Origin of the sequence: Thermococcus sp. EP1 (assembly GCF_001317345.1) — an archaeon.
GTDB lineage: Archaea > Methanobacteriota_B > Thermococci > Thermococcales > Thermococcaceae > Thermococcus_A.
Genome location: NZ_JXCG01000001.1, coordinates 202,985 through 221,803, shown reverse-complemented (window position 1 = coordinate 221,803; position 18,819 = coordinate 202,985). Strand labels below are relative to the sequence as shown.

The window sequence follows — 18,819 nt, the reverse complement described above, 5'->3', positions numbered from 1 at the left end:
TGCAATCTAAATTAAGGCCATTACAGATTCTTTCAATAAACGTACATGCTTTTTTGTACTCTTTGATCTTCACATGATAATATATGGTGTAGCCCATGGAAAACCACCCACTATAAAGGCATCTGCCTCTCAGAGGGTTATTTTGAGGAAATTTCCGGAGCATGATTACAATCACTAAGCTTATAAGATTTTCTAATATATGGGAGTAAAAATTAAGCGGATCTAATAACATCTGTGCTCTGCAAATTTCATGCTTCATGACAAAAAGAGGATAGATTCCTCTAATGCTCCTCATTTAATAGGAGAAATGGATTTTTTGTGTTTTTGGGAAGCCTTAAATAGAATTAGAGAGTAATTATGTGTAGAGAAGAAAAATAGAACGGAGTGAAGAAGGCATGAAGATACTTCTAGGAGAATTAGTATTTCTGGTGGAGGTATTAGTGTGGTTAACCAAGTTCAAGTGAAGTCCATTCTGAATAAACACAAAAATAGAGATGCTTGGTTTTTGGATGATTATTCGATAAATCCCTATTATGGGTGCTCATTTAACTGCATTTACTGCTATACGAAGGGAAGCAAATATGGGGAACACATTATGAAAGGCCTATCTGCCAAAATAAATGCTCCAACGATTTTAGAAAAACAGTTGAAAAGAAGAGCAAGGAAGGGAGAATATGGGATCATTGCTTTATCCACCTCTACAGAAGCGTATATGCAAATTGAAGAGAAATTAAACCTCACTAGAAGTATCCTAAAAATCATTTTACGATATAGATTTCCCGTTCATATTTTGACAAAGTCAAAACTTGTCTTGAGGGATATGGACATATTAAAGAAAATTGATGAAAATGCAAGACTGCCCAAGGATTTGGAGCAAAAATTGGATCATGGGGCGATTATCTCGTTTTCCATCTTCACCTTGGATGAAAAATTAGCGAAAATTCTTGAACCTGGGGCCCCAAAACCTACAGAACGACTGGAAACTATGAAGAAGTTCAAAGAAGCGGGATTTCTCACAGGAGTTTGTTTTATTCCGGTTCTTCCATTTTTGTCGGATTCAGAGGAACAACTTGATGAGATGATAAAAACTGCAGCAGAGTATGGGGCAGATTTTTGCTTAATTGGGGCTCTAACATTATTTGGCAGCGGCCCAAGGGACTGTAAAACTCTTTATTACCGGTTTTTGGAGGAATACTACCCTGAGCTTGTTCCTAAATATAAGAAACTTTATGGGAATTTCTGGGCTCCCTCTAATCAATATCAAAAGAGACTTGAGGAAATATCAAGGAGATTATGTGAAAAATATGGCGTTAAAAACAGGATTATATAAACAAAAAGATTTAAAGTTCTCCACAAAGCTTGGCAAAGTTCCTATAGATTTCGCTTCCCTTTTCCGTGTGTGCCACTTCTGGGTGGAACTGCACTCCATAAATTGGCAGACTCTTGTGTTTCATAGCTTCAACAGGGCAGAACTCACTCTTAGCTAAAAGTTCAAACTCCTCTGGAAGTTCTTTAACCTCGTCCATGTGACTTTCCCAAACCTTAAGCTTTTCTGGAAGTCCTTTGAAAATGTCGTTCTCTTCTAGAATCTCAACTTCAACCAGACTGTATTCTCCCTTTTCCCCTCTTCCTACTTTACCACCGAAGTACTTCGCTATAAGCTGGTGTCCCAGACAAATCCCTAGGATTGGCACATCAAATTCCTCGTAGTGTTCTAGGATTGCTTCACAGTTGCCCGTTCTTTCCAAAGTTGGGCCGCCTGAAAATATTATACCCTTTGGGTTCATTGACTTTATTTCTTCTAGGGGTGTGGTGTTTGGGATTATCTTAGCCTCAACGCCAAGATACCTCAAAGTTCTCCAGATCCTGTGTACGTATTGTCCGTGGTTATCCATTATGATTATCATTTCTCATCACTCAAATTCTATCGTTGCTGGAGGTTTGTTCGTTATATCGTAAAGGACCCTTCCCACTTGTGGAATCTCGCTCGTTATCCTAAATGCTATTCTTTGTAGCACTTCAAATGGAACGTTCATGGCATTTGCAGTCATTCCGTCCAAACTCTCAACCACTCTAACCGCTATTGTCTCTTTGTAGGCCCTTATGTCCCCTTGCACACCAACGGTTTTAACCCCCAAAAGCACGGCAAAGGCCTGCCATGGCTTAAGGCCTGCTTTTTCAATTTCTTCTTCCACTATTGCATTGGCCTCTCTTACTATCGCAACTTTTTCTGGAGTAACTTCACCTAAGACTCTAACGGCTAATCCTGGACCTGGGAATGGCATTCTGTGGTATATTTTCTCAGGAAGGCCAAGTTGCTTTGCAACTTCTCTCACTTCATCTTTGTAAAGGTCTCTTAAAGGTTCAATGAGCTTGAGGTTTAACCTCTCAGGAAGTCCGCCCACATTGTGGTGGCTTTTTATTTTTCCTTGGCTCTCAATCCAATCTGGAGCTATTGTGCCTTGAATAAGAAAATCTGCGTCTATTTCATTGGCAACCTCTTCAAACACATCTATGAAGGTCTTGCCTATTATTTTTCTCTTCTCTTCTGGGTCTGTTACGCCTTTAAGTGCGGTGAAAAATCTCTCTTGTGCATCTACGTAAATTAAATTTAGGCCAAATTCCTCTTTAAATGTTTTTATAACAAATTCTGGTTCTCCTTTTCTGAGAAAGCCAGTGTTTACGAAGACTGCGTAAAGTTTATCGCCAATGGCGTTGTATGCTAGGATGGCTGCTGTGGAGCTATCCACACCCCCACTTAGGGCTATTATAGCTTTTTTCTCTCCTACATTCTCTTTAATCTCTTTAACCTTCTCTTCAATGAATTTTTCCCACATGAGCGTCACCTTCAACATAAAATTGTAAAATTTACTTTAAAAAATTTGTTATTTAAACAAAAAAATGTAAAAATCACCTTTCGAGTGGATAGTTAGGTGCTTCATTGGTTATTGCAATGTCATGTGGATGGCTCTCTCTAACTCCAGCCTGTGTTATGAGGATGAATTCTCCCTTCTCCTTCAGTTCTGCAAGGTTCTTTGCTCCTACATATCCCATTCCTGCTTTTAGTCCTCCTATGAGTTGATAGAGTACTTCACTCACCTTCCCTTTGTAAGGAACTACTCCTTCAATACCCTCAGGAACGAACTTTCGCGTTTTCATGTGGCCTTTTTGGTAGTATCTCTCTGCTCCGCCTTTCATCATAGCTCCTAAGCTTCCCATTCCTCTGTACTGTTTGTATTTCCTCCCGTTTATTGTTACTTCTCTTCCTGGAGCCTCCTTTGTACCTGCCAAGAGATTTCCAAGCATCACGGCATCGGCACCGGCTGCTATAGCTTTCACAATATCTCCAGAATATCGGATTCCTCCGTCAGCTATCACTCTAATCCCATACTCTACGGCTTTGTCTGCTACCATCGATATTGCCGTTATTTGGGGTACACCTACTCCAGCAACTATCCTTGTTGTACATATGCTTCCTGGCCCGATACCAACTTTAACTGCATCTGCAAAGGTTAGATCATCAACGGCTTTGGGATTTGCTATGTTGCCTACTATGAGTTCGGCCTCTACTTTGTTTTTTATTTCTTTCATAGCTTTTATTGCCTTCAAATTATGTGCATGAGCTGTGTCTATGACTATCACGTCAGCTCCAGCTTTATCTAGGGCTAGTGCCCTTTTAATGTCAAAAGGAGAAACCGCGGCAGCAACTATTAATCGCCCCTCCTCATCTCTTACTGCATTTCTGTGTTTTTTCCTCGCTAAGAGGTCTCCTATAGTGATGATTCCCACTAATTTTCCATCATCATTCACTATCGGAACTCTGTCTATACTGTTCTCGATCATTAGAGTCATAATTTCTTCCACACTAGCACTTTCTTTCGCTGTTATCACTTCCTTTGTCATAACTTCTTTTACCCTCTCTCCTTCTCTGGTGGTTATATCAGTCTTTGTAACTATGCCCACGAGTTCCCCGTTGTCAATAACAGGAAGGCCATCTATTCCCTCTCTCTCCATTAAGAAAAGCGCATAATCTATAGTTTCTTCGGGAGAAATTGTAATGACTTCCTCCACAGTCTCCTCTCTCTTCACTCTTCTGACCATCTCAGCCTGCTCTTCTATGCTCATATTTCTGTGAATAACGCCTAATCCTCCTAGTCTAGCCATAGCAATGGCCATTTCCCATTCTGTCACTGTATCCATAGCTGCGCTGAGAATTGGAATGTTAAGTCTTATCTTTGGGGTAATTTGTGTAGAAACGTCCACATCTTTTGGTTCCACTTCAGTTCCCTGGGGGATTAAAAGCACGTCATCAAAAGTATATCCTTTTATAGCATTGACAAGCTTTTGTGTAAATTTACCCATTCTTTTTCTCCTCCCTCACCGTTTTTAACATAAGAATGTACAGGGCTTTTAAAGTTTACTACATGAAAGCCTCGCCTTTCAGGATGAGGAGGACGTCGAGAAAAGAAAAGTAGATTAAGTTAAAATTTCTTCAAGCCTTTCTTCTTCGATAGCCTGCTTAATTTCCCGCGCAATTCTTCTTCCAGTGCTCATTGGTTCGTTGTATTTAATCCATGTATATGGGGAGCCGTTTATGAAAGGATTGGTTCCAGCTACAATTCTCGCTGAGATCTCAAAAACCACGAACTCCATATCTTCGGTAATCACACCCTCAAGACAGAACGGGCCCCATAAGCCACCCATAAGTTTCTCTGAAGCCCTTATCACGTTCTCTCCAGCCTCAATAATACCCATAAGGAGGCTCTCCCTAAGGACTATTGGAATGTTCCCTATCACTGTGTAACTAGGTTCTATTCCAATTTTGAGTTGTTGTTCTGCATTTATTCTGCCTATTGCGTCTGCATTGCTTTCATATCTCTTGTCGACACTCATGAGCTCAAGCTCTCCATTAAGTTTTGAATAGAAAAAGTGGGGATAAACGGGAACTCCTATGACGTACTCTTGTATTTGAACTTCTTTTAAGTCTTCTTTATCCTTAACTCCAAGATTTGAAGCCTTTTCCCAGAATTCTTCAGGTGTTTTTGCTATAAAATATCCTCGGCCTCCTTTGGCTCCATGGGGCTTCACTATCACAGGCCTATCTATGTCATCCGGATCTTCAATAACTTCTGGAACCCTTATCTTTGCTTCTAAAAGCCATTTTCTCTCAAGTTTTCTATCACTCTCCCACCTGAGGACTTTTTTGTTTCCGTAATATAGGGCTTTCATGTTTTCGACTTTCTCAATGCCTAGATAGGCCACAAAGGAACCCGTAGGGATGATTATTGCTTTCTTTTTAAGTAACTCCTCTTCGGGGTATTCGTGAGGAATAAACTCATCTGCAACGGGAAAATACTTTGTGTAGAGTGGCCTAACCCTTTCCTTTCCAAAGGCAAGTGTCTTAAATCCTTCTTGCTTTGCTCCATGAAGTATCTGAAGGGCCGAGTGAGAGGCATAAGTAGCAATGCTAAACTTCATTCTATCACCAAGAAAATGTAAAAATCAATTGCTTTTAAGGTTTATTTTTACATGAAAATGTTAAATACAATTCCCCCTTAACGTTTCTCAGTATTGTTCGCTCAACCATTAGGTTAAAATAGGGTTTTTTATATTTATAACTCGGTGATAAAAATGACTCAAATGAAAGACGCCAAAAAAGGAATAATAACGGAAGAAATGAAGTTCATCGCTGAAATGGAAGGTATAAAAGCCGAAGAACTTAGAAAAAACGTTGCTAAAGGTTATACTGTCATCTTTAGAAACCTCGTTCATGATTGGGTAAAACCGGTTGCCGTAGGTAGAGGAGTGAGGGTAAAAATTAATGCAAACATCGGAACCTCAAGGGACATAGTGAACGTTGAAGAAGAAATTGAGAAGGCCAAGATAGCCGTGAAGTACGGGGCCGACACGATAATGGACTTGTCAACGGGCGGTGATTTGGACAAGATAAGGAAGAAAATCATGAGGGCTGTTGATGTGCCTATTGGAAGTGTTCCAATTTATCAAGCTGCTGAGGAGATGCTCGTCAAAGGAAAGGCCATCATCGAGATGAGCGAGGATGACATGTGGAACGCTGTTGAGAAACACTTTAAGGATGGTATTGATTATGCAACTATTCACGTCGGCGTTACTAAAGAGGTTGTTGAAAAGATGAAGCGCACTACGAGAGTTGTTGGTATGGTCTCGAGGGGAGGCACATTCTTGGCGGCTTGGATACTCCATTGGGAAAAAGAGAACCCGTTCTACAAAGACTACGACTACCTTTTGGAGCTTGCCAAGGAATATGATGTGGTTTTGAGCTTAGGCGATGGTCTTAGACCCGGCGGTCTGCCAGACGCTGGAGATGAGCTTCAAATGAGTGAGCTCTATACATTGGGGCGCTTGGTAAGAAGGGCGAGAGAATTTGGAGTTCAAACGATGGTTGAAGGGCCCGGGCATGTCCCAATAGACCAAATCCCAATGCAGATAAAAATAGCGAAGGTTGCGACGGACAACGTTCCCTTCTATGTCCTTGGCCCCTTAGTGACTGACATTTTCCCAGGCTACGACCACATAGCTGGGGCCATTGGAGGAGCAATAGCTGCTTTGAATGGAGCAGACTTCCTTTGTTATGTTACACCAGCTGAACACTTGGGTTTGCCAACTAAGGAGCACGTTCGTCTCGGAGTGATAGCTACAAAGCTGGCAGCCCATGCCATAAACCTAACGCGCTTTAGGGAGGAGTATTACAAAGACTACTTGATGAGCCTAGCAAGAGGCTCCTTAGATTGGGAGAAACAATTTGAGCTTGCAATGGACAAAGACCGTTTTGAGGAAATCAGAGAAAATAGGCCAACCTCGACAGAGGCATGCTCAATGTGTGGGGATCTGTGTGCGATACGCCTCATAACCGACATGATTAGAAAAAATTAAAGCAAAGTTAATCCTCTTTTAATATTTCTAAACTGACATCAAAGTTCTTTACGCTGTGTGTTAGAGCTCCAAGGCTTATAACGTCGATATCGAGCTTTGCATAATCCTGGATATTTTCTTCAGTTATGCCTCCACTCACTTCAATTTTGACTTTATCCCTGAGCCCTTCGCGCTTTAAAGCTTCAAGGACTTCCTCGATTTGTTCTGGGGTCATGTTATCGAGCATTATTACATCAGCCCCAGCTTTAGCAGCTTTTAGCGCATCTTCTAGGCTTTCCACCTCGACCTCAACGATTTTATAAACAGAAAAGGCTTTTGCCCGCTTAATGGCCTCTTCAAGGGGTACTAACGCCAAATGGTTATCTTTTATGAGTATGGCATCGCTCAAGCTGAACCTGTGGGGTTCACCATCCCCTATTAGTATTGCCTTCTTGTCTAAGGGTTTTAAGAGGGTTTTTCTTGTGCCTGCCACTTTGACTTTGGGGCTAACAGCCCTAACTTTTTCAACAAGATTTCTAGTTTGGGTTGCTATACCACTCATTCTTCCTATGATGTTTAATGCTGTCCTCTCCACCAGCAAAATCTTTCGTGCATTGCCCTTGAGCTTTATAACTACAGTTCCCTTTTTCACGTCATCGCCGTCCTTAGCTTTAAGCTCAACTTTAACGCCGAAGTGTTCAAAAAGAGCCTTTGCCTCTTCTAGGCCCGCTATAACTCCATCTTGCTTTGCTATAATTACAGCCTCTGCCTCCAAATCCTCGGGAATAACAGCTTCACTTGTGACATCGCCGAATGGGACATCTTCCTCCAAAAAGCGGAGAAGGTATGTAAGGGGAATCATTTTTCATCACCTTTTTCAGTTAAGAGGTAAAGAAAGTAGAAAAGTTTACCTCCCTACTTAGCTACTTGCTCATCTCCAGCATTCTTTCAATGGCCTTTTTGGCTTTTACAGCAATTTCTTCGGGCACTTCAATTTCGTATTTCTCGTCTCTAAGGGCCTCGTAGATGTGCTTGAGCGTAATTGATTTCATTCCAATGCAGAAGGCATCCTCATTTGCGGGATAGAACTTTTTGTCTGGATAGAGCTTTTGCAGCCTATAGATCATTTCCTTTTCAGTAAAGACAACCCACTCATCGTGCTGGCAGGCGTTTCTAACCATCCCACCAGTTGAGACTATTAAATCTGCTCCTTTCTGCACTTCGGGATTGCACTCGGGGTGAACCATTAGCTTTGCATTTGGATATTCTTTTCTTGCCCTTTTGACATCTTCGAGGGTGAACTTTTTGTGAACATAACAATGGCCACCTTCTGGGATTGGGATAATCCTTTTGCCAGTCTTTTTAGCGACGTAGTACGCTAAATTGTTATCAGGCCCAAAAATTATTGTATCTGCGTTAAGTTTCTCTACTATCCTAGCAGCGTTGGCCGAGGTTACTGTTACATCAGCGTAGGCTTTAGTTTCGGCGGTGGTATTAACATAAAGAACGACCGGGGCACCATGATATTTTTCCTTAGCCTCAAGAATATGTTCCACCTTTAGCATGTTGGCCATGGCACATGTTGCCCGTCTTGTTGGGAGGAGGACTTTTTTGTGGGGATTCAAAATTTTAGCAGTTTCGGCCATAAAATCAACGCCAGCAAAAACTATAATGTCGGCATCAACATTTACAGCTTTTCTTGCTAATTCGAGGCTATCCCCTAAAAAATCAGCTATATCTTGTATCTCAGGTAGCTGATAGTTGTGGGCTAATATTACCGCATTCTTTTCTTCTTTAAGCCGCATAATTTCCTTAATTAAGTCCATATTAGCACCTCCAAAAGCTGGGTTTCTTAAACTCCTCTCTTGTGAATGGAAAGTCTGCTCTATAGTGCACACCTCTACTTTCCTCTCTCCATAAGGCACTCTTTAGAATCCCTTCTGCGAGGCATTTAATTCTCTCATCTGCTTCAATGTTTTTAAGCTTTTTAATACCTTCCTTGAGCTTTTCTCCACTTCTCACAATCCCTGCATGTTCCCAAAGTACTTCCCTAATCTGCTCTACATCCCCGGCTTCTTGGCTAGTATTCGCTGGCTCTGTATTTTCTCTAAGTTTTGGTCTCTCTCTAAAAATAGTCCTTGAAACTTCAAGGCCGCTTACGATACATTCTAGGAGTGAATTACTTGCCAATCTATTTGCCCCATGAAATCCATTATTAGCAGCTTCCCCAATGGCATACAAGCTCTTTATGTTGGTTCTATAATAAATGTCAACATTTAAACCGCCAATTGAATAATGAGCTATTGGAGAGACTGGTATCATAGTTTTCTCAGGATTTATACCTTCCTGTTTGAGAAATGCATATATTTGGGGAAACCTTAACTTGAAGTCTTCTACGTGAGTGGCATCCAAATAAACCTCCTTTCCCTCCTGTATTTGCATATAAATAGCCCTTGCAACGATGTCTCTTGGCTCAAGTTCATTGACAAACCTCTCCCCATTTGAATTGACCAGCTTGGCTCCAGCTCCCCTCACTGCTTCGCTTATGAGCTTTACTCCACTCTTCCCAATGAATCCAGTGGGATGAAATTGAACAAATTCTAAATCTCTTGCTAAAGCCCCCTTCATAACAGCATCTCCAATCAGTATACCGAGATTGAGTGGGGATCCAGCTGTGTATTTGAATAAAGCAGTATAGCCTCCAATTGCTAAAACTGTGGCATCGAATCTTAAGAGTTCACCATCAAGAAATACACCATAACATTTGCTGTTTTCAATAGCTAATGATTCTGCAAGTCCTTTGATGAAGTGGACATTCAACTCTCTCGCCCATGTGTAAAGGATCTTTGTTACATGCTTCCCGGTTTCATTTTTGATCGTGAAAACCCTGGGAAAACTATGCCCTCCTTCAACTTCATTTTCTTCAAATTCCACTCCAAGTGAGAGTAAAAAATCATAGGCTTCGCTTGATCTCGAAATAACACTCCAAACGACTTCTTCAGTGTTTAGATGCCTACCTGCTTTTATTGTATCGAGAACATGATTCTTTATAGAGTCCCCACTTAAGATTGGAAATGCTATACCTGCTTGGGCCAAATAAGAATTCGTCTTTTTTATAGTGTCTCCAACAATATAAACCTCAGTTCCCTTTTTTGCAAGAGCTATTGCAGCTGTTAACCCTGCTATCCCGTTTCCTACTATTCCTATTCTCACAATTCTCCCCGAACAAATGTTCGGGACTTTGTTTTAAAGTTTTCTGGTAGAAAGAGTCTAAAAATACAAAAATAATATTGCAAAATTAAGAAAGTTTCACTCCCCCAAAAGCGCAGGAAGTGAGTTATGAAGTGCTTTAGCACTCTCCAAGTTTAAACTTGCAGTTTCTTTGTTTTCATGTTTGAATAGTAGTGTTTTTCCTGTTACTTTCCCGATAATAGCAAACTCATTGAAGAGGTCTTTAACTTTCTCGAGATTCTTTTCTTCGAAGCTCACTATAAATCGTCCTTGAGTCTCTGAAAAGAGCACTTCTACTGGTGAAAGCTCCTCTTCTGTCGGGATTTTTGTTATGTCTATCTCAAATCCCTTATTTCCTGCAATTGCCATTTCTATAAGTGCAATGGCTAGTCCTCCTTTGCTTACATCATGAACAGCTTTGACAAGCTTGAGCTCGATTGCTTTCAAAATACCTTCAACGTTTTGTTTCTCCCTTTCAAGGTCAACTCTCGGAGCGATTCCCTCTTTGATACCAAAAATTCTGTAAAACTCGCTTCCTCCAAGCTCTTTTTTGGTGGTTCCCACTACCGCTATTAAATCACCTTCGTCTTTGAAGCCCATTGTTGTAATGTTTTCAAGCTTCACTTTTCCGAGACCAGCAACGACTGGTGTTGGTTTTATGGGTTTGTTTCCTACCTCATTGTAGAAACTAACGTTCCCACTGACATAGGCTAGGTCAAAAGCTTTTGCTGCATCAGCCAATCCTTTAATGGTTTCTATGAAGCTCCAGTAAACTTCGGGCCTTTCAGGTGAGGCAAAGTTAAGGTTGTCTACGAGTGCTAGGGGTCTTGCTCCAACGCTAGCGAGGTTTCTTACCACCTCAGCAACAGCGCTCATTGCTCCGTGATATGGGTTTAAGTGAGAATAGGAGGGATTTCCATCGCTCACAAAGGCTAAACCATATTCGTCGTTTATCTTGAGAACTGTTGCATCAAGGCCAGGCTTTAAGACAGTCCTTCCCTGAACTTCATGGTCATATTGTTGCCATATCCATGCTTTACTAATTATATTGGGGCTTGAGAGAACTTCAAGGAGGGCCTCCTCAACGCTGATTTCTGGTGTTTGTACATCTTTTTCGATATCATATGGTTTAGCTTCCCACTCTATTATGGGAACGTCTGCTAATAGATCTATAGGGAGGTCTGCTATTTTTTCGTCATTCCAATAAACAATGTATCGAGGCTCTTCTATGGTTTCTCCTACAATAGTCCATTCGAGTTCGTATTTTTCAAAGATCTTACCTATATCAGTGACATCTTCCTTTCTAACGGCAAAGAGCATTCTTTCCTGGCTTTCTGAGATCATAATTTCCATTGGATTCATGTTTGGCTCTCTTTGGGGGACTCTGTCTGCATAGATTATGGCTCCAAAACCTTTCTTTCCGGCCATCTCTGATGAAGCACATGTTAAACCCCCACCACCGAGGTCTTTAAGGGCCTTGACTTTCCCAGTTGCAAGGGCCTCAAGAGTTGCCTCAATCAAAAGTTTCTCTGTGAATGGATCTGGAATTTGAACAGCTGAGCGGTCTTCCTCTTCCGCATTCTCGCTTAGCTCTTCGCTCGCAAATGTAACTCCATGAATTCCATCTCTTCCCGTTTTGTTTCCCACCAAAACTAGGAGAAGTCCGCTCTCCTCAACATAACTGTGCACAAGTTCTTCAGGCCTCATTAAACCAATGCATGCCACGTTCACAAGTGTGTAGTTATCTAAGCTTTCATCAAATTCCGTTTCCCCACCAACTGTTGGGACACCAATTCTATTTCCATAATCTGCTATTCCCTTAACAACATACTCGAACAAATAGCGGTTGCGCTCCCTCTCAATCGGCCCGAAGCGTATAGGGTCGAGCAAAGCTATGGGACGAGCACCCATACAGAGTATATCCCTCACAATTCCTCCAACTCCTGTGGCCGCTCCGCCATAAGGCTCAACAGCCGAGGGATGGTTGTGGCTCTCTATTCCAACGACTATAGCAGTGTTTTCGTCAAACTTTACAACACCTGCATCTTCTCCGGGGCCTAGAATTACGTGCTCATTTTTGGTTGGTAAAAGCTTGAGCCATTTTCTGCTTGACTTGTATGATGCATGCTCGCTCCACATTACCTCAAGCATGGCTTTTTCAACTTCATTCGGCTCTCTGTCGAGCCTCTCTTTTATTAGCTCTTCTTCGTGAGGAAACATGAGAATCACCTCTTAGCATACTCTACCATTGATTTGAATACTCGCAAACCATCCTCGCTACCCAAAAAGCGGTCGCTCGCCCTCTCCGGGTGGGGCATCATTCCCAAAACGTTGCCCTTTTCATTGCTTATTCCCGCTATGTTCAAGAGTGAACCGTTTGGATTCGTATCATCCCTTATGTTGCCTTTTTCATCGCTGTACTGGAAGGCTATCTTTACCTTATTCAAATCATTGGCGTAATAATTACCCTCTGCATGGGCTATTGGCATTCTAATGACTTCTCCTTCTTCATAGAATTGGGTAAATGCGGTTTGAGTATCATTAACTTTAAGGTAAACCCACTTGCATAGAAACCTTGGAACCTTGTTTGGTCTCAATGCCCCAGGCAAAAGGCCGCTCTCGGTTAAAACTTGAAAGCCGTTGCAAATTCCCAATATTGGCTTTCCATCGTTAGCGAGAGCTTTAACTTCCTCCATTATTTCTGCTCTAGCACTTATCGCCCCAGCTCTCAAATAATCAGCATAGCTAAAGCCTCCAGGCAAAACAACGCCGTCGAAGTCTTTGAGTGAGGATTTATACCAGACTCTCTCCACTTTTCCTCCTGCTTTTCTAAGTGCCTCAACTGTCTCAAAGTCACAATTAGTCCCTGGGAATACTATAACCGCGAATTTTGGCATCTCACTCACCTAAAGGTTCTATCTGGTACTCGTACGTGTGTATAACAGGGTTCGCGAGCAAACGATGGCACATCTCTTCTACGTCTTTTTCAGGATTTTCGCTTTCAAAAGTGAGTTCAAAGTACTTTGGAACCTTCAACTCATCAATTTTATAGCCCAAATTCTGGAGAGCCTTTCCAATTACTCTTCCTTCTGGGTCGTTTAATCCTTCTTTTAAGCGAACTACAACTTTAGCTTTCCATTTCATGATCATCACCTTATGTAACAACCTTCTCAAGTTCATCCAGCTCAATAGCACGCTTTATCTCAAGCGCAATCCTCCTTCCGGTACTCATCTCTTTCCTCCAGAGAGCGTTTCCATAGGGGTGGCCCATTGCCATGTGAATGTTTGTTCCACCACCTGTTCTTGGAGCAACATCATAGATGTAGAAGTTTAAGTCTTTGTCAACGGCCGTTTGGAGTGTGAATGGGCCAATAACGCCGGGTGAGTAGTACTTCTTTGCAGCCTCAACATAGCGTTCGGCCATATCAAAGACCTTCTCTAAGAGGGACTCTCTAAGAGTGGAACTTGCATGACCGCAAACAGTGTACTCAGGTTCAAACTGATGTTCAGGTAAAGTCAACTGCTGTGGAGCTGGCAATCTAACATGACCATCCAGACTTGTCTCAAAGCGCCAGTCTATCCCAAGGAGCTCAATTTCTTCATCTATTGGTGAGTAGAAGAAGTCGAAGTTGAATACGGGGCCGATAATATAGCGTTCAATCCTTGCTTTGCCCAAATCTTCCTCAGTGATTACACCGAGCTTTATAAGCTTCTCAGCTTTTTCTCTAAACTCTTTATAGCTTGCAGCGGTGAAGAAACCACGCTCAAGCCTCTTTTTTGCGTGGGGAAGTTTGACTATAACGAGACCCACATTGTCAATTTCCTCTGGTTTAACTGGTTCAGGGTAAGGTAAGCCAGCTTTCTCTAAGAGCCAGTAGTAGCTCTTTTCTTCACTTCTCTCTTCGCTCCTTAGTAGGTTTCTGCTTCCAAACAGAGGCACCAGGAATTCGTTTTCTACCTTCTCAATGCCCGTATAGACTACAAAGGAACGGTTAGGGATAAAGATAACGTTTTTCTTCCTCAGCTCTTCTTGAATATCAATGATTTTACCGAACTTTTCCAATACAATTACTTCATCAATAAAGCCCTTTGTTAGCCCGTCCTTTGTTGTTTTTTCTTTGAAATATTCTGTATAGGTTCTGTGTCTTCCCCTTTGGGAAACAATAAGAGTTTTGAATCCCTCAGCCTTGGCTCCATCTGCTATGTCGAGGGCAGAGTGGCTCCCAATCGCCCCGATAATTATGTTCTCTTTATCGTAATTTTTTAAAACCTCTAGAATCTGCTCTCTTTCAATCATCTCACTCACCTCTAATTGTTTTCATGAGTTCAATCCTTTTTGCGATGCTCTCTTTAGTTCCTACATCGGCGCGGTAGAAAATTTCACCCTTTACATGCTTTATCCCTGCAGAGGCTATTTTTTCCGCTTCTTCGAGAGAATTGGCAATTCCAACGATTGCTAGGGCTCTTGAGCCAAGCATTGTGAAGTTTTCATCTACCGAGGCATAGTAGACCTTAGCCCCTTCTTCCCTGATTTTATCCTCGCTGATTTGAACTTTAACTCCCTTGATTGGATCAGTGGGATAACCTTTGGGTGCTATATACTTCACAACAGTGGCTTTTTTCTCAAACTCCGCTTTCTTTAGATTGCCATCAATGATGCCTTCTCCAATCTCTACAAGAGAAGTTCTCAAAATTGGTAGAACGTTCATGGCCTCTGGATCCCCAAAACGGGCATTAAACTCTATAATCTTTGGTTCATCGTTTGCAAGCATAAACTGGCCATATAGAATACCTTTGTAAGGAGTTCCCTCTTTATACATAGCTTCAACTGTTTTTTTCAGAGTCTCAAGAGCTTTGTGATAATCTTCTCTTGGTACAAATGGTAGTAAATGATCCTCGCAGGAATAAGAACCCATACCTCCTGTTATTGGGCCCACATCACCCTCATATGCATGTGGATAATCTTGAGCCAAAGGCATTGGAATAACTTTCTTTCCATCTGTGAAAACTTGGAACGTGAACTCCACGCCATCAGTTCTTTCCTCAACGAGGACTTTCCCATCCTTCTCTATCAAGGCCTTTGCATATTCCTTTGCCTCTTCATTGTCTTTGAGCTGGTAGCCGACGACTTTAACTCCTTTGCCTCCGGTAAGTCCAAGAGGTTTAACAACAACAGGCTTTCCAAATTCATCTATCCATGCTTTCATCTCAGCAACGTTATTGAAAACTTTGAATAGCTTTCTTCCTGGAATTTTGTACTTTTCCATTAATGCTCTTGCAAAGGCTTTGTTTGTTTCAAGTTGAGCTGCTTCTTTTGAAGGGCCAACTGTTGGAATCCCATTTTCCTCAAGAACATTGACAATGCCCTTTTCAAGAGGGGCCTCAGGCCCAATAAATGCTAAATCTACTCTCCATTTTAAAGCGAAGTCGAGGACTTTTTGAACATCAGTCTCTTTAGTAAGGCCATATTCCTTTGCAATTCTTTTAATCCCAGGATTTAGGTGTTTTGCAACTACATAAACCTCTGAATCTCTTGAAAGAGCCTCAGCGATTGCACTCTCCCTTCCACCTGCACCTACGAGCAAAACGCGCATGATCTTCACCATGAATTTGTTAAAATATATTGTTTTTAAGCTTTGTTTTAACATGTAAATGATAAAATTTATAAGGGTAAACCTCTAGAGGGATGTGGTGATATAATGAAAGTGCTTGTGGTCATGGGGAGTAAAAGTGATTCTCACATTGCGGAGAAGGTTACAAAAGTGCTTGATGAATTCGAAGTTGACTACGATGTAGAGGTGGCATCCGCTCACAGAAACCCGGAAAAAGTTGAGAAACTGGCAAAAAAAGACTATGATGTCTTTATTGCCATAGCAGGTTTAAGCGCTGCTTTACCAGGGGTGATAGCGGCTCATACAATAAAGCCTGTGATAGGAGTGCCAGTCTCAGCAAAGCTTGGTGGTTTGGATTCTCTCTTGAGCATTGCCCAAATGCCTCCAGGAGTCCCGGTTGCTACAGTTGGAATAGATAATGGAAAAAATGCAGCGTTGCTTGCTATTGAGATTTTAGCACTGAAAGATGAAGAACTTAGGCAAAAGCTTGAAGACTACAGGGAGAAAATGAAAGGATGAGTATGGAGGTTTAATCTGCCCCTCTAAATTTCTTTCTTGTGATTTCAAGGCTAAAGTAAGTGTTTCTTTTTAATGAACTCTTGGCTTTGCCATTCTCCACTTCTTGTTTTGAGTTCCACCATGTGAGCAACTCTTTCTGCCTTTTTCTTCGCGACCTGGACGTCACTATCCCACGCAAGGGCAACACCAAGACGCCTTCCTTTATAGGCTTCGGGCTTTCCAAAGAACCTAATAGTTGTGTTTGGAACGTTTAATGCACTAAAAACCTTCTTGAATCTTGGACCAAAGCCCTCTTGGTTTGCAAGAATCACATGGGTGGCTGCAGGGGTTAGAATTGGGAACTTTCTAATGCCATTTTCTTCTACCGCTGGGATTGGGAGGCCTAAGATTGCCCTAACGTGGAGTCCGAATTCAGAGAAGCCAGTAGGATGAGATGCCATAGTCACCATTCCTGTGTCATGAGGCCTTGGAGAAACTTCGTTGGCCCATACTTTATCTCCTTTAACAAACATCTCCACACCAAAGATTCCAAGACCTCCGAGAACATCAGTGATCTTCTTGGCTATTCTATACACCTCACGCTCGGCCTTTTCACTTATCTCTGCAGGTTGCCAGCTTGAGTGGTAGTCTCCTTCAATTTGGTAATGGCCGACTGGCTTTGGGAAAGTAGTAACTATCTTCCCATTCTCGTCAAAGTGTCTCACTGCCAGTTCGGTTATTTCGATATCAAAGTCTATATGTTCTTCAACTATTATTTTATCAGCACTGCCACGAGCTTTCTTTTTTGCAACTTCCCATGCCTTTGGTATGTCCCCAGGCCCTTTTACAAAGTAAGATCCCTTCCCACTGGAGCTCATTATGGCCTTGGTGTGGCATGGATATCCTATCTTCTCACATGCATCATAAAGCTCATCTAGGGTTGTTGCGTATGCGTAACGAGAAGTTGGAACCTTTGCTTCCTTTGCGAGTGTTTCTCGGGTTCTCTCACGGTGCATTGCAATCCACGTGGCCTTTGCATTTGGGACAACAAAATAGCCCTCCTTTTCAAGCTCAAATAGAGCGTCAAGGTTTATAGCTTCTATTTCCGGTACTATTGCATCAGGTTTTTCTCTCTCTACAATGCTCCAGAGGAAGTCTTTATCCTTCATATTACCCACATAGGCCTTATGGGCTACCTGCATTGCAGGAGCATTTGGATATCGATCAACTGCGATAACTTCAACTCCTAATCTTTGGGCTTCAATAGTTATCTCTTTTCCAAGCTCACCGCTTCCAAGGAGCATTATCTTGACAGCAGAATCAGTTAAGGGAGTTCCAATTTCGTCTCTAATACTTATCATGGGTATCACCTAAATTTATTGACGTTTGTATGTTAAAACTATAGAAATATTTAAGAGTTTTTGAACATAAAAATGATAAAATTTTTAAAAGGCAATAGAACGGGATATTAGAGCTCTCTCAAAACTCGTTCTATCACAGGGTCGGTTATTGAGTATAGCTTTTTTCCATCTTTAAATTCACTTTTTATCCAACTCATTCTTTCAAGATTTTTAAGCAAAGAGGAAAACCGTGCATTTGTTATCCTGCCTTCGTGAGCCTCAAGATATCCTTTTATTTTCTCCCAGCGATTGAATCCTAAAGCTACAGCTTTTAAAATAAATGTGTATCTCCTGCTCCTCTTTTCTAGCTCTTTGATTTCTTCTAACATTGTTTGTTGTGCCTTTCTCATAGTGAGCTCCAGTGCCTTCTTAGAATCTTTTGTGTGGAGATAGTGGAATCCATATTCAACCAACCACCCTGGAATTCCATCCAAGACCTCAACTGCTCTCTCTAGTTCCCATTCTCTCACTTTTAAGTTGACCTCGTTGAATCCTCTCTTAAGAAACTCAAGAGACTTTTCTCTTGTAAATGGTGTTATGGTAATTTCGTTGTGTATTCTACCGAAAAGAAGCGCTTCGTGATTTTCAAACCCTAAAAAGTCATGTAAGAGGCCAATCTCTGAACCAGTAAAAACAAAGTGTATTCTAGGCAGATTATCATAGGCGTATGCCACCAAAGCTAGGAATTCTTTACCTCCTTTTGTGCCATAGAATCTTAGATATTGAGCCTCATCGAAAGCAAGCACAATAGTTTTGCCTTTCTCTTCTCCAAACTTATTGAGCTTTTCTAGGATTTCCACCAGATTTTGCTCCTTAAATGAAAATTCAAATCCTTTTACTGATACTTTTGATATGTTAAGATATGAGAGTAGGGGCTTTAGAATCTTTGGTTTTAGATTCAATAGTGCATTTCCAAGCTCTCGCTTGAGTTCATCTTTTGTGATCCACCCTCCCACGTTTGTGTACAGTTTCCTAGCATCAATATAAACTCCAACTGTGTTGCTCTCGTTAAGTGCTACTTTTAAAACAGAAGACTTACCAACTCGTCTAATTCCGAGGATTAAGGTTATGGGATAGTTTTCAATTGATTTAATTACTTCTGTTATCTCCTTTTCTCGGTCAAAAATTTCCTCTCTTCGTGTTTTAGGTCGTGGCTCAAATAGCATATGTATCGCCCCCGATACTAA

At 41.5% G+C, this 18,819-nt stretch carries 17 protein-coding genes; 3 read left to right on the top strand and 14 right to left on the bottom strand.

Features of this window, described 5'->3' with window-relative positions; all coding sequences use genetic code 11:
• Window positions 1–442: 442 nt before the first annotated feature.
• Entirely contained in the window at window positions 443–1,330 is an 888-nt protein-coding gene (locus EP1X_RS01080; RefSeq protein ID WP_055280898.1) for a radical SAM protein, read from the top strand.
• A gap of 10 nt (window positions 1,331–1,340) precedes the next feature.
• Here EP1X_RS01080 and EP1X_RS01075 read toward each other — a convergent pair whose 3' ends face one another.
• The 4 genes from EP1X_RS01075 to EP1X_RS01060 form a co-directional block, all read right to left on the bottom strand.
• The gene (locus EP1X_RS01075) at window positions 1,341–1,907 is read right to left on the bottom strand and encodes a GMP synthase subunit A (protein WP_055280897.1); all 567 of its coding nucleotides are present in this window, start codon (window positions 1,905–1,907) and stop codon (window positions 1,341–1,343) included.
• Window positions 1,908–1,913: 6 nt separating this feature from the next.
• A complete protein-coding gene (gene guaA / locus EP1X_RS01070) occupies window positions 1,914–2,837 on the bottom strand; it encodes a glutamine-hydrolyzing GMP synthase (protein ID WP_082391433.1) in 924 nt (307 codons plus the stop codon).
• 73 nt (window positions 2,838–2,910) lie between these two features.
• Complete coding sequence (guaB, locus tag EP1X_RS01065) at window positions 2,911–4,362, bottom strand: IMP dehydrogenase (protein WP_055280895.1); 1,452 nt, start codon at window positions 4,360–4,362, stop codon at window positions 2,911–2,913.
• Window positions 4,363–4,476: 114 nt separating this feature from the next.
• Window positions 4,477–5,478, bottom strand: coding sequence for a formate--phosphoribosylaminoimidazolecarboxamide ligase (locus tag EP1X_RS01060; RefSeq protein WP_055280894.1), 1,002 nt, complete (start codon window positions 5,476–5,478; stop codon window positions 4,477–4,479).
• Between the two features lie 153 nt (window positions 5,479–5,631).
• On the opposite strand from EP1X_RS01060, the gene thiC reads away from it, so the two are divergent.
• On the top strand, window positions 5,632–6,912 hold the full coding sequence (gene thiC / locus EP1X_RS01055) for a phosphomethylpyrimidine synthase ThiC (RefSeq protein ID WP_055280893.1): 1,281 nt from the start codon (window positions 5,632–5,634) through the stop codon (window positions 6,910–6,912).
• 7 nt (window positions 6,913–6,919) lie between these two features.
• On the opposite strand, the gene nadC is transcribed toward thiC, so the two are convergent.
• From nadC to purD, 8 genes are all read right to left on the bottom strand, one after another.
• Window positions 6,920–7,753 carry a carboxylating nicotinate-nucleotide diphosphorylase gene (nadC, locus tag EP1X_RS01050; protein ID WP_055280892.1) on the bottom strand — a complete coding sequence of 278 codons (834 nt, stop codon included), beginning with the start codon at window positions 7,751–7,753 and terminating at the stop codon, window positions 6,920–6,922.
• 61 nt (window positions 7,754–7,814) lie between these two features.
• Complete coding sequence (gene nadA, locus EP1X_RS01045; RefSeq protein ID WP_055280891.1) at window positions 7,815–8,717, bottom strand: quinolinate synthase NadA; 903 nt, start codon at window positions 8,715–8,717, stop codon at window positions 7,815–7,817.
• Window position 8,718: 1 nt separating this feature from the next.
• Window positions 8,719–10,107 (bottom strand): L-aspartate oxidase, encoded by a 1,389-nt coding sequence (locus tag EP1X_RS01040; protein ID WP_055280890.1) that lies wholly within the window; start codon window positions 10,105–10,107, stop codon window positions 8,719–8,721.
• Window positions 10,108–10,200: 93 nt separating this feature from the next.
• Complete coding sequence (gene purL / locus EP1X_RS01035; RefSeq protein ID WP_055280889.1) at window positions 10,201–12,342, bottom strand: phosphoribosylformylglycinamidine synthase subunit PurL; 2,142 nt, start codon at window positions 12,340–12,342, stop codon at window positions 10,201–10,203.
• 5 nt (window positions 12,343–12,347) lie between these two features.
• The gene (gene purQ, locus EP1X_RS01030; RefSeq protein ID WP_055280888.1) at window positions 12,348–13,019 is read right to left on the bottom strand and encodes a phosphoribosylformylglycinamidine synthase I; all 672 of its coding nucleotides are present in this window, start codon (window positions 13,017–13,019) and stop codon (window positions 12,348–12,350) included.
• 1 nt (window position 13,020) lies between these two features.
• On the bottom strand, window positions 13,021–13,266 hold the full coding sequence (purS, locus tag EP1X_RS01025; protein ID WP_055280887.1) for a phosphoribosylformylglycinamidine synthase subunit PurS: 246 nt from the start codon (window positions 13,264–13,266) through the stop codon (window positions 13,021–13,023).
• 10 nt (window positions 13,267–13,276) lie between these two features.
• Window positions 13,277–14,419, bottom strand: a complete 1,143-nt coding sequence (locus tag EP1X_RS01020) for a formate--phosphoribosylaminoimidazolecarboxamide ligase family protein (protein ID WP_055280886.1) — start codon at window positions 14,417–14,419, stop codon at window positions 13,277–13,279.
• A 1-nt stretch (window position 14,420) separates the two neighbouring features.
• A complete protein-coding gene (gene purD / locus EP1X_RS01015; protein ID WP_055280885.1) occupies window positions 14,421–15,716 on the bottom strand; it encodes a phosphoribosylamine--glycine ligase in 1,296 nt (431 codons plus the stop codon).
• A 105-nt stretch (window positions 15,717–15,821) separates the two neighbouring features.
• Here purD and purE point away from each other — a divergent pair, with 105 nt between their 5' ends.
• A complete protein-coding gene (purE, locus tag EP1X_RS01010; RefSeq protein ID WP_055280884.1) occupies window positions 15,822–16,253 on the top strand; it encodes a 5-(carboxyamino)imidazole ribonucleotide mutase in 432 nt (143 codons plus the stop codon).
• A gap of 50 nt (window positions 16,254–16,303) precedes the next feature.
• On the opposite strand, the gene purT is transcribed toward purE, so the two are convergent.
• A complete protein-coding gene (gene purT, locus EP1X_RS01005) occupies window positions 16,304–17,593 on the bottom strand; it encodes a phosphoribosylglycinamide formyltransferase 2 (RefSeq protein ID WP_055280883.1) in 1,290 nt (429 codons plus the stop codon).
• Window positions 17,594–17,700: 107 nt separating this feature from the next.
• On the bottom strand, window positions 17,701–18,798 hold the full coding sequence (locus EP1X_RS01000; protein ID WP_055280882.1) for an ATP-binding protein: 1,098 nt from the start codon (window positions 18,796–18,798) through the stop codon (window positions 17,701–17,703).
• Window positions 18,799–18,819: the final 21 nt, after the last annotated feature.

Bases quoted from the DNA above. Each gene is read 5' to 3' on its own strand.
- purQ (WP_055280888.1), bottom strand. From the start codon at position 13,019: ATGCCAAAATTCGCGGTTATAGTATTCCCAGGGACTAATTGTGACTTT.
- purE (WP_055280884.1), top strand. From the start codon at position 15,822: ATGAAAGTGCTTGTGGTCATGGGGAGTAAAAGTGATTCTCACATTGCG.
- EP1X_RS01075 (WP_055280897.1), bottom strand. From the start codon at position 1,907: ATGATAATCATAATGGATAACCACGGACAATACGTACACAGGATCTGG.
- nadA (WP_055280891.1), bottom strand. From the start codon at position 8,717: ATGGACTTAATTAAGGAAATTATGCGGCTTAAAGAAGAAAAGAATGCG.
- purS (WP_055280887.1), bottom strand. From the start codon at position 13,266: ATGAAATGGAAAGCTAAAGTTGTAGTTCGCTTAAAAGAAGGATTAAAC.
- purT (WP_055280883.1), bottom strand. From the start codon at position 17,593: ATGATAAGTATTAGAGACGAAATTGGAACTCCCTTAACTGATTCTGCT.
- purD (WP_055280885.1), bottom strand. From the start codon at position 15,716: ATGCGCGTTTTGCTCGTAGGTGCAGGTGGAAGGGAGAGTGCAATCGCT.
- guaA (WP_082391433.1), bottom strand. From the start codon at position 2,837: ATGTGGGAAAAATTCATTGAAGAGAAGGTTAAAGAGATTAAAGAGAAT.
- EP1X_RS01000 (WP_055280882.1), bottom strand. From the start codon at position 18,798: ATGCTATTTGAGCCACGACCTAAAACACGAAGAGAGGAAATTTTTGAC.
- thiC (WP_055280893.1), top strand. From the start codon at position 5,632: ATGACTCAAATGAAAGACGCCAAAAAAGGAATAATAACGGAAGAAATG.
- EP1X_RS01060 (WP_055280894.1), bottom strand. From the start codon at position 5,478: ATGAAGTTTAGCATTGCTACTTATGCCTCTCACTCGGCCCTTCAGATA.
- guaB (WP_055280895.1), bottom strand. From the start codon at position 4,362: ATGGGTAAATTTACACAAAAGCTTGTCAATGCTATAAAAGGATATACT.
- purL (WP_055280889.1), bottom strand. From the start codon at position 12,342: ATGTTTCCTCACGAAGAAGAGCTAATAAAAGAGAGGCTCGACAGAGAG.
- nadC (WP_055280892.1), bottom strand. From the start codon at position 7,753: ATGATTCCCCTTACATACCTTCTCCGCTTTTTGGAGGAAGATGTCCCA.
- EP1X_RS01020 (WP_055280886.1), bottom strand. From the start codon at position 14,419: ATGATTGAAAGAGAGCAGATTCTAGAGGTTTTAAAAAATTACGATAAA.